We start from the raw sequence: 9612 nt of genomic DNA on the forward strand, positions 1-9612 counted from the left end.
CAGAGCACGCCATCAAGCATCAGGCGGTCGTTCAGCCGGGGTCGCCCCCGACCATGGGTTTCAGTGAAGAGATCAGCAACCACAATCCAGGCCTCATCCGAGAGTTCGTAACGCTTTGCCATCACAGAATTCCTTTCCGTAGATGGCGGGGAACCCTACAGAATTTCAGCTTCCGAGGGGCGCCGATTCAGTTTCTCGGGATTTCGTACAGAACCTAACGTTCACCTGAGAAGAAAGGCATGACCATAAGCTTCTTTCTCCGGAATACTTCTCAAAAAGCGGGGACACGACAATTGCCCTGACGCCCGACGGGGGGATGGAATACTAACCTAAAGTACTAGCCATCACTTTCTCTTGACCAGCAAATACTGATCAATCCCATATTCCTTTTTCAAGGCGACACCCACTCGTTTAATCCAGCTGATCCGGGACTCATTCTCCACAGGCGCGATACCAGATAAGACTGATTCTGGAAGTGACCTTTTCAAGTCGCTGGCAACAGCTTCTATTGATTGAGGCTCTTCATCCGCAGCACGGGAATTAAACTGACTTTGCCGGGCAAGGAAGTCCGATAAATTCATCGAAACATCATCGAGGACCGCAGGAGAGTGAAATGCGACATCGTTGGCATGCACCGAATAGGAATAGTGATGCTCGTGCGACTGAACCATGTCATGAGGCACGATGCAGATGTGTGCTTGCAGGAATGGCATGTTCATGAACATCTCCGTAAGCATCGTCGAGTTCAGCAGATAACGCCTGTTATTAGACCGCCAAAATGGGCCATCATGAAGGTATTCCCTATGCGACTTGTCTCTAAGCAGCCGCAAGTACTCTTCTTTCTCATAGGTAGTCGGCGCCACATACATCGCGTAACTTCTCTTTGAGGGGTCATGCATCGCATACAGCAAGTTATGCTGAAGCTGCTCGGGCACTTTCGCATGTTTAGCGGGGCGCCGCAGCGGAAAACAAAGGGAGTAAGGATTTTCGCAAAGATCATTGTCCGCACGAAACTTTCGGATCGTGTTCAAGCCTGCATCTTCTCTATCCTTATCGATTGGGACCTTTTGCGTCCCCAGTAAACCGACAGGTGCTTTGGCCTGTAGATAATATCGAGCCAGGATGCCTTCGTATTCATGATCAGCGCCCGTTTTCGCCTCATCAGAAGGGTGAAGTTCAAAGCTCCTCTCTAGCCCTTCCTCGAGAAGACCGAAGTAGAATCCGAGCTTGATCGCAATTTGCTCTTCGGAAAGCTCAAATGGAAACTTGAATTTATCCCGTCGCAGCGCACGCTTGTTCATTTGAGTCTTTGTCGACATTATATCCCCTAAAGCCTGCCGCAAATAAAATGTCCGTCTTGACCGGGCATGACGGTCGCCCACCACCAGACTCTATAAGAAAGGCATCCAAATCCGCCCAGGCTGATTTGAAAATCAGGCTCGGCGCTTATTGACAACTAGTCAAGTACGCGCCCTCGTCCGTTTCGCCTTGCCTAGTCCTTGCTCGAATATATTTCGTACAGAGCCTAAGTCCCTCCCACACAAGGCAACTATTAATTGCGCGAACCCTCATACACAGCTCAGGAAAATTCCACATGCAAAATCTTATATCCAAATTCATTATCAATACCAGTCAACACCGCCTTAAAACCACGACGAATTAGAACCTCCATCTCATGCCCCGTACGTCTATTTGAAAAAGCGCTATACACATAGACTGGACTAGAAAAATAATTTGAAATAGTAATGAGCCATAGGTGGAATTCGCCACCATTTTTACGCTGAGCCTCATCGGAAAACCAAGCCGCACGATACGCATTCAGAGTTGTGGAAAAAGCTCTATCAACATCTATGGTAGCTCCCACTTGAACGACCCCAGGCCAATGCCCTCCATGAAAAAGCTTTTGACCAGAGCATAATGTCGGCAGCGGCGCCAGCTCAAGATTCAATTTTTCAGGATCGTGTTTGCAATCTCGGTATTTTTCTATCTGAGGAGACGCACTCAAAGTAGGCATTAAGTTTAGCCAACTGCGATAGACGCCAGTGTTCAGTTTATTCTCGAGATCAGATGTAAAAGCATTTCCAGCGGCTCCACGGGTACTTGCCGCGAGAGCAGCAAATTCAAAGGCATTATTTGCAACCAGCCTTGGTCGTAAGGGCGTTCCCGGAAGTCCCATCTTTACTCGGTAAGCATCAAGCGCTACCTCCCTAGGATCGTGCTCTCCTTCACTCAGCGGAAAACAATCTAGCAAGGGTAATTTATACATGGCCGCACCTATCCCAGGCGAAAAAGATGGCATTTTGCCTCAAGTGACCAATGACTGTCATAACATCTTTACTTTGAGCGCATGCTGCCAATTCAGTCATGATCCCGAGCCCTACGCTTGACATGGAGAACTCTACGCTGCTCCACGTCAGCAGCCAAAAAAGACTTCTGGAACATCTTTGCGCAGCCCCCACGACACCGTGCTTCGCTGCAGCGACCTCACTCCAGTAACCCCTTCTTAGGCTCTGTACGAAAAGAGATGTCGCAAACACCGCATGGAACACGCCAGTGAAACCATGGCGGCGTAGCTTTTCGCGAGCTTGTCGAAGCGCGTCACGATGCGGCGGTTCTCTTTCAGCCAACCAAACATGCGCTCGATGATGTTGCGTTGTCGGTATTTGGGCCGATCAAACAGTCTGGGTAAGCCAGGCTTGGCTTTGCGCTTCATTGAGCGCATCGGAATGACGGGTTGCATTCGATATTGGTCGCAGTAGCGGCGCAGTGCTTCGGCGTCGTAGCCCTTGTCGGCAAGCAACCATTTGCAGCGTTTACGCGGGCGGCCACGTTGGTTTGATGGAATGCTGACTTCGTCCAGCAGTGGTTGCGCGTAGCTGATGTCACTGACTTGACCGCCAGAGAGGAGGAAGCGCAACGGTGTCCCGTTGGCGTCGCAGAGCATGTGAATCTTGGTTGTCAGGCCACCGCGACTGCGGCCTAGAGCGTGATCGGCAGGCTCGTCAGGCCCCTTTTTTCCTGGCGCCAGAAGAGGCTCGGGTTGCGCGTACAGCGGTTGAGTCGATCATCCAAGTTTGCAAATCGATCAAGCCTTGCTCATTCAATCTCAGGTGCAAGCGTTTAAGCATCTGATCGAATGCCCCCTGGTTTCGCCAACCCCGAAAGCGTTGATACACCGTTGACCACGGGCCAAAGCGCTCGGGCATATCTCGCCACGCAGCACCCGAGCAGAGCACGCCATCAAGCATCAGGCGGTCGTTCAGCCGGGGTCGCCCCCGACCATGGGTTTCAGTGAAGAGATCAGCAACCACAATCCAGGCCTCATCCGAGAGTTCGTAACGCTTTGCCATCACAGAATTCCTTTCCGTAGATGGCGGGGAACCCTACAGAATTTCAGCTTCCGAGGGGCGCCGATTCAGTTTCTCGGGATTTCCGTACAGAACCTAGCATGACCTGCCCCTCGGGGCTAACTAGCAGAACCGGTTGTCGCCTGCCTATCTTGATTGCCCGCTTCAGGTTGCGAACACCGTAAATTACTTCATAACCAAGTTCGGCCAAAAAACCTACGACATCCTCATCACCAAAGCTGGCGTGCTTCTTGACGTTAGCAGCCTTTGTTATCACTCTCAGATTCCAAGGTATGTGTAGTCCGCAGACCTTTTTACCTTGGAGCGGAATGATGTGATCAACGTCATGCTTAATACCAGTCTCGGCTGACAGCCGCCTAGCCTCCGTGTAAATAGCATCAATCGCCTTATGATCAGCCCATAGGGGCGTAGCGTACTTCAATGCTGTCCTGCGCTCTTGGGCATTCCACTTCAGCACGTCCTTGCGTCTTTGCACTCTTAACAAGGCATCTGCGTCCCCAGCGGCAGCCCGAAGCACATCATCTCGTTCGAACTGTCGCATGGCGTCATTTCCTATAGTTCAGACCGCGCCCAGCGCAGTCTGCTGATCGCTTTGAATTGACTGATACCGACTGAGCCACGTTCGTTTCGAGCCTTTGACCCAGGCCTTGTCAGTAACGCCTCAACCGCAGATCGATCCGCTTCAAAAATCTGGAAAGCGTTGTAATCCGTGTCGAGAAGAACCAGTAAAACAGTATCGAAGGGTTGCCTTAAATCGATTGATCCCACTCGGCCGCTTCGCATTCGTGGGCTGGTGAAATACCGCCCCTTGATTTGAATTCTGACTGTCAGCCCATCTCTCACTTCTGTCGCGTCGTACCCAGCTTGCCTAGCCAGTTCCAACTCGACGTTGAGGTGCCGAGCTGCCTCGTACTCTGCGATTTCCCCAGTCACACCCAGCGGTTTGCGAGTGAGTTGGTAATAACGGCGAGCCAAAACCTTGGTGTCTCGAAGGATCTGGTACACCTCATCGGCGTCCTCCATGCGACTTTCCTATCGTTGGCCTTGGTTCATTAGCCTGATTGTTTAGATTTGATCAGGGGCTTCCGCCTAGTCGTTAATCTTTTCAACAACTGGGACATCCCCCCAATATCCCGCAAATACGCAATCGCGCATGACGGGCCAAAGTACGCGATTCACGTACTCTCGATCATTAACTCTCCACGCAGCGACACGGGAACGTTGTAGGTAGTCCGTGACGTCTTGCGATGCAGTAAATTTGCTGCCTGCTGATCGCCATTTTTCACAATCGTCATCAAATCGAATTTTGCGCAAATGCAAGACGTCCATCGGTTGCTCTGGTATTGGCGGGGTAAGTGCCTTTTCTTTCATGCCAGATGGCATCGGTGGTTCGGCAGCTGCTGATACATTGCAGCCTGCTGCAATCGCCAAAATGAGCGCTACAAACATCCGTTTCATGTTTTTTTCCTATTTAATCCGGCTTACAGATCAGGCCTACTTTCTTGGCCTCTTCGCGGGCAGCCTTATAGCCATCCAACGGGTATGCCGGCCACCCGGAGGGCATGCAAAACCCCTGACGGCGCTCCTGGGATCGGAACTGCGCATGCCAGCCATCGTTACGGTCGAAAACCCAGCCGAATAGTCCAGTAGCTTGAAACTGGTCGTATGTGATATCGATGATGAAATCACCGACCTCAAACCATGCGTGGGTCGCTCCGTCTTTCAGCTTTGGGTGACGTGTACCGCAGACGTACTCCCCTTCATACTGAAGCGTTTCCCAAACTACTCGCCCCAAAATGTCGGAAGCGACCCCGCACGCGCCTGAGGGAAATCCGTTAAAGGTTGAGCCCTTTGCATCAACGAGGCTAATGAGCCCAACCCTGCACGCAAGGGCCACCTTCTCAAGCTCTGTCCTGATTGCATTCATGGTCTAATCCGTGTTCGAGCCCTTTGGCTTCGAGCCAAGTTCTTTAGACCTGATCAAAGCATCCAAATTTGGCACGACATTGGCATCGAGGTGATCCTGCATTTGCTGGCTCAGATGGTGCTCGCTGGGAATACTAATGCCCTCTTGCTTCGCCCATTCCCGCAAAACGCCCAGCAATACCATGCTGACGGTCTGACCATCATCCATGTACTGGAGCAGGAAAGCCTTTAGCCTCCCCCGTCCTTCATCGGAATGCAGGTCAAGACCTCCGGGCACATCATGTAGCCGATGCGCGATGACGTTGCGATACTGGAGGAAGCGATCCAACTTGTCGTCGAAGGTGGGATGCAGGTCTACCCGCTTCCGCAGCGCATTGAGCAGTTGTCCCAAAGTGGCTTTTGAATGTCGCTCAAGCAGGATCTGAAGCTGTTCCACAGTTTGCAGTGGCTCGCCGTGCAATGGAAACGTTAGGCAGTTGCTCAACAGACGCTCAACACCCTGCCCCGTGATCACCGCAAGGCCCAATATCTTCAGCACATCGTCCTGCACAGGCTTATAGCCCGATTGCGCTTCATCTTTCATGATCAAGTCAGTCCTTGATGTGCTGGAAGCCAAAGCGGCAGCGTCTACGGCCTCAGCCCCACAGATGCGGGACTTGGGCGAGAATTTCCTGTAACCAGGATTACCCTGCGTAGCGCTCCCATTTTTGGATTGCTACTCTTGCTTCTATTTGGTCGACGCCGCTTCCCAATGAATCAGCAAATGCCAAGTGGGCATCCATGTAGCGGTCAAAATCTTTCTCCGGAACACTATTTTTTTCCCATTTTTTCGAACCACTTGTAACGTAGTCCGATGATCGACTTGCTCACCGCTTCCCATGTCCGAAGCTACCCGGCAGGCGTGCCCACGAGTCGAGCATATCAACACGCTTTGGCGCCTTCTTCTCCTTCGTAGCAACAGGCTTCACCGGCACTTTTGCTTTAAATTTCGCTCCTGCAAACTCTTCCACACTTACCTTAAAGCTCACATGCGTATTGGGAGGTTTCCCGCTCCTTGCGAAGACGGTTCCCACCGGCCCCATTTTGCTTGTTAGCCCAAGGCGTTCACAGATCCATGCTGAAACGAACAGCTTGAAGTCACGACCTTCGAATACGTTCACCAATGCACCAAGAAGGGTGTAATCACCATGCTTCTCCGAATGCTCTATACAGTGCGTAAGCGCCTGGCTATACAGGTAGGACATGAGAACCTTCTTTTCGTCGAGAAGTGTTCGTACAGTGCCTTTGCTCAGGGCTACGATTTGTTTATATGAGTCCTTCATACTGCTTCCAGCTCCTGCCGTTCGTGTATTGAAGTCAATTAAACCTAAAAAGCAGGGCTTTAAATCGTCCATTTTTTCGTAGGCAAACCATAACTCAATTTTTGCCAGAAGCCACGAGGGCTGATGGTCAGCTTTTGGCCGAAAGCCGCCCTTCGAGAATGGCGGCTTTGGACTGAACCGGTAGTGTTTTGCATGAGAACACCATGAAGAAATCAGGCATTTCCCTCGAATAAACATAACTCGGCAAACGCGTTTAAATTACACAAACCGTTACTGCACAAAGGCTACAACGCCTTGCGCCGTTGCCTACGCTTACGCCAGAATCCGCCGGCATACACGACTATGGATCGGGCTATATCGTTTCCCCGTCACTGCAAAACAGTGATCGGGTTTGGTAGCCCGTTTCTCGACAACCGTAAGGCACAACCTTAAGTGGTCTCCATTTGGAGGCTCCGTTTTTATGGTGGCCATGCGTGGGGCTCCTTCGTGGAGCGCCGGGGTTTTCTCTGTCTTGACCGGTCTACCAACCCACGTGTGGCCGCCACCCTTCGTTTGGTAGCGAAAGTGACGGCTCTTCATTCTTTCAAGAAAGAGGTGCTGTTATGTTCAAAGTTACTCCAAACCCACCGGACGCCGATCCGATCCCGTACGACCCAACCCTCGAACCTCAAAAGATAAGAGAGGCGACCGACCGCGCCATCAATTTCTATCTCAACCCCGGCTCACTGAAGCTCTCAATCCCTTCCCGCAAAACCAGCAAGATCTTCCTCATCGACCCCGCCGTGGACGAAGAAACACTCCTCCTCGAAGCCTGCGAGTCGTTGGCCGCCGCCAGTGACATGGCACGTGACATGAGCGACGTCGTCGACAACTCCCAACGCCGGACCATGCTGATGCTGCATCAGGTGATCATGCTGAGTGAGTTGATGGTGAATCGAGTCCTGGATGGCCGCCGCTTGCCGAACTAAGCGCTGCGTCATTGACGGCTAGGCCGCGAACGCTGTGTAGGAGCTGCCGTAGGCTGCGATCTGTTGATTTTGTTTTTGATTGTTGAAGAGCAGATCAAGGGATCGCAGCCTGCGGCAGCTCCTACATGGTGGGGATTCATATTTCTTTTGGAGTGCCTTGATGGGTGCTTGTGGAGTTTCAGTTGATGTCCGAAACCACTAACAGTCCGCCGGTAATAGATCCGGCGTCGCCTTATGAGTCATTCGATTCGAAGAAGCTTCATGCGGCGGCAGAGCGGGCGCTTGATCATTATCTTGCGCCTGAGAAGATCATGGCGACGCCGTACAGCCCCAGCACTTTGTTCATGGTTAACCCGCAATCCGACACGGAAACGTTGCTGGTCAATGCTTGCGAGTCATTGGCTTCGGCGACGGTGATGCTGGGTGATTTTGCCGGGATGCTGGAAGGGCCGAACCGCAATACGCTGTTGGGGATTGCGCAGGTGGTGATGTTGGGGGAGTTGGCGGTGAACAAGGCGTTGGATAACGTCGAGTTGAAGGCGTCGGCCTAGGGTTTTGTGCCTGGCTGATTCGGAATAAGTGGCTAGGGAGTGAGGTCCCTAGCCACGAAAACAACGCGCAAAAGGGGACGGGTTTATTTTCTCAGAATGAATTCATGCCCAATTGCCTCAAGTAAGCGGCAAGCTAAGGCATCATTGCCGGTGCCGGTGCCGGCGATAGGCGGCAGGCGGTTTCCTCGTGCGGAAGGGGACTGCTTATTTGCGTTCCTGTCATGTCGATTTGCGCGTTGGTGTTGTTCATCACCGCAACATTCGCCGACGGTGTCGCAGTCGAAGCAGTTGCAGGCTCATTGGATGAAAGACGGAGGAATTTTTCACATTGGGACGTTTGACAGAGCCACAACTGACCAAGGTAAGAGCTGCGCTCTCGGAGCCGTTCAACGACTTTCCAGTCGAATATGATTTTGTTGCGGAAAAGGTCAGAGGCGTCGCCCCTGACATTCTTTACGAAATCCTCTATTCAGAGGTCGCGCCGGTGTGTTTTACCAATCTTGTGGCTGCTGTACCTCCGGTGTGGACAGGCTTCGACCCCGAATCTCTCAGGGAGTGGATAGAGGAAAGGTTGGCTGCGAGAGAGCGTAATTGGTTTCGCCGTCAGTTCGACAAAGTGCTGGTTCGCTGGCTGAAATACAACTACGCCTACATCTGGAAGGAAATCGCTAGCAGGCTGTAGCTTGCGGGGGGATTTTTGATTTTTTGAATCTGAACAAAAGGGCCTAACAGGCCCTTTTTTATTAGTGGGGCTGTTGCTTAAACATAACCAACCAAACGCGTTTAAATTACACAAACCGTTACGCCACAAAGGCTACAACGCCTTGCGCCGTTGCCTACGCGTACGCCAGAATCCGCCGGCATACACGACTATGGATCGGGCTATATCGTTTGCCTGTCACTGAAAAACAGTGATCGGGTTTGGTAGCCCGTTTCTAAGCGTGTGTTGACGCCTTATGCAGTCCCTTTTTGGGGGCGGTTTTTATGGCGGCCATGCGTGGGGCTCCTTCGGGAGCGCCGGGGTTTTACTCCGCTTAGACCGGTCTACCAACCCGCGCCTGGCCGCCACCCTCGTTTGGTAGCGAGAGTGATGGCTCTTCATTTTGCTGAGTGGAGTACCGTCTATGTTCAAAGTCACGCCCAACCCACCGGACGCCGATCCGATCCCGTACGACCCAACCCTCGAGCCTCAAAAGATAAGAGAGGCGACCGACCGCGCCATCAACTTTTATCTCAACCCCGGCTCACTGAAGCTCTCAATCCCATCCCGAAAAACCAGCAAGATCTTCCTCATCGATCCCGCCGTGGACGAAGAAACTCTCCTCCTCGAAGCCTGCGAGTCGTTGGCCGCCGCCAGTGATATGGCTCGTGACATGAGCGACGTCGTCGACAACTCCCAGCGCCGAACCATGCTGATGCTGCATCAGGTGATCATGCTGAGTGAGTTGATGGTGAATCGAGTCCTGGATGGTCGCCG

Annotated in this window: 14 protein-coding genes; 4 read left to right on the plus strand and 10 right to left on the minus strand. The window is 52.2% G+C overall.

The features are described from left to right. The 10 genes from ACQ4MY_RS28875 to ACQ4MY_RS28920 form a co-directional block, all read right to left on the minus strand. Window positions 1–122 (minus strand): transposase (locus ACQ4MY_RS28875; RefSeq protein ID WP_440097280.1); only part of this gene is annotated, 122 nt, incomplete at its 3' end. Between the two features lie 222 nt (window positions 123–344). Next, window positions 345–1301 carry a hypothetical protein gene (locus tag ACQ4MY_RS28880; protein ID WP_440097270.1) on the minus strand — a complete coding sequence of 319 codons (957 nt, stop codon included), beginning with the start codon at window positions 1299–1301 and terminating at the stop codon, window positions 345–347. A gap of 278 nt (window positions 1302–1579) precedes the next feature. After that, a complete protein-coding gene (locus tag ACQ4MY_RS28885) occupies window positions 1580–2266 on the minus strand; it encodes a hypothetical protein (protein ID WP_181283699.1) in 687 nt (228 codons plus the stop codon). Between the two features lie 237 nt (window positions 2267–2503). Beyond that, window positions 2504–3350, minus strand: a protein-coding gene (locus ACQ4MY_RS28890) for an IS5 family transposase (RefSeq protein ID WP_440097271.1) whose coding sequence is annotated in 2 segments (ribosomal slippage) — window positions 2504–3019 and window positions 3021–3350 — 846 coding nt in all. Because the reading frame shifts where the segments join, the coding sequence is not laid out codon by codon here. Window positions 3351–3393: 43 nt separating this feature from the next. Further along, window positions 3394–3909 carry a hypothetical protein gene (locus ACQ4MY_RS28895; protein ID WP_440097272.1) on the minus strand — a complete coding sequence of 172 codons (516 nt, stop codon included), beginning with the start codon at window positions 3907–3909 and terminating at the stop codon, window positions 3394–3396. 11 nt (window positions 3910–3920) lie between these two features. Further along, complete coding sequence (locus ACQ4MY_RS28900) at window positions 3921–4391, minus strand: DUF6998 domain-containing protein (protein ID WP_440097273.1); 471 nt, start codon at window positions 4389–4391, stop codon at window positions 3921–3923. A gap of 66 nt (window positions 4392–4457) precedes the next feature. Continuing rightward, window positions 4458–4826 carry a hypothetical protein gene (locus ACQ4MY_RS28905; RefSeq protein WP_440097274.1) on the minus strand — a complete coding sequence of 123 codons (369 nt, stop codon included), beginning with the start codon at window positions 4824–4826 and terminating at the stop codon, window positions 4458–4460. A gap of 13 nt (window positions 4827–4839) precedes the next feature. Continuing rightward, the gene (locus ACQ4MY_RS28910) at window positions 4840–5295 is read right to left on the minus strand and encodes a hypothetical protein (RefSeq protein WP_185708515.1); all 456 of its coding nucleotides are present in this window, start codon (window positions 5293–5295) and stop codon (window positions 4840–4842) included. A gap of 3 nt (window positions 5296–5298) precedes the next feature. Then, window positions 5299–5877 (minus strand): hypothetical protein, encoded by a 579-nt coding sequence (locus ACQ4MY_RS28915; RefSeq protein ID WP_440097275.1) that lies wholly within the window; start codon window positions 5875–5877, stop codon window positions 5299–5301. 283 nt (window positions 5878–6160) lie between these two features. Further along, a complete protein-coding gene (locus ACQ4MY_RS28920; RefSeq protein WP_440097276.1) occupies window positions 6161–6853 on the minus strand; it encodes a hypothetical protein in 693 nt (230 codons plus the stop codon). Between the two features lie 365 nt (window positions 6854–7218). Here ACQ4MY_RS28920 and ACQ4MY_RS28925 point away from each other — a divergent pair, with 365 nt between their 5' ends. The 4 genes from ACQ4MY_RS28925 to ACQ4MY_RS28940 all read left to right on the plus strand — a co-directional run. Next, window positions 7219–7584, plus strand: coding sequence for a DUF6124 family protein (locus tag ACQ4MY_RS28925; protein WP_008080779.1), 366 nt, complete (start codon window positions 7219–7221; stop codon window positions 7582–7584). A gap of 185 nt (window positions 7585–7769) precedes the next feature. Further along, window positions 7770–8135: a DUF6124 family protein gene (locus tag ACQ4MY_RS28930; RefSeq protein WP_440097277.1), complete on the plus strand. Its 366-nt coding sequence runs from the start codon at window positions 7770–7772 to the stop codon at window positions 8133–8135. A gap of 328 nt (window positions 8136–8463) precedes the next feature. Continuing rightward, complete coding sequence (locus tag ACQ4MY_RS28935; protein WP_440097278.1) at window positions 8464–8817, plus strand: DUF7079 family protein; 354 nt, start codon at window positions 8464–8466, stop codon at window positions 8815–8817. A gap of 442 nt (window positions 8818–9259) precedes the next feature. Further along, window positions 9260–9612 (plus strand): DUF6124 family protein (locus ACQ4MY_RS28940; RefSeq protein ID WP_440097279.1); only part of this gene is annotated, 353 nt, incomplete at its 3' end.

The organism is Pseudomonas sp. SM4 (assembly GCF_051913165.1).
Lineage (GTDB): Bacteria > Pseudomonadota > Gammaproteobacteria > Pseudomonadales > Pseudomonadaceae > Aquipseudomonas.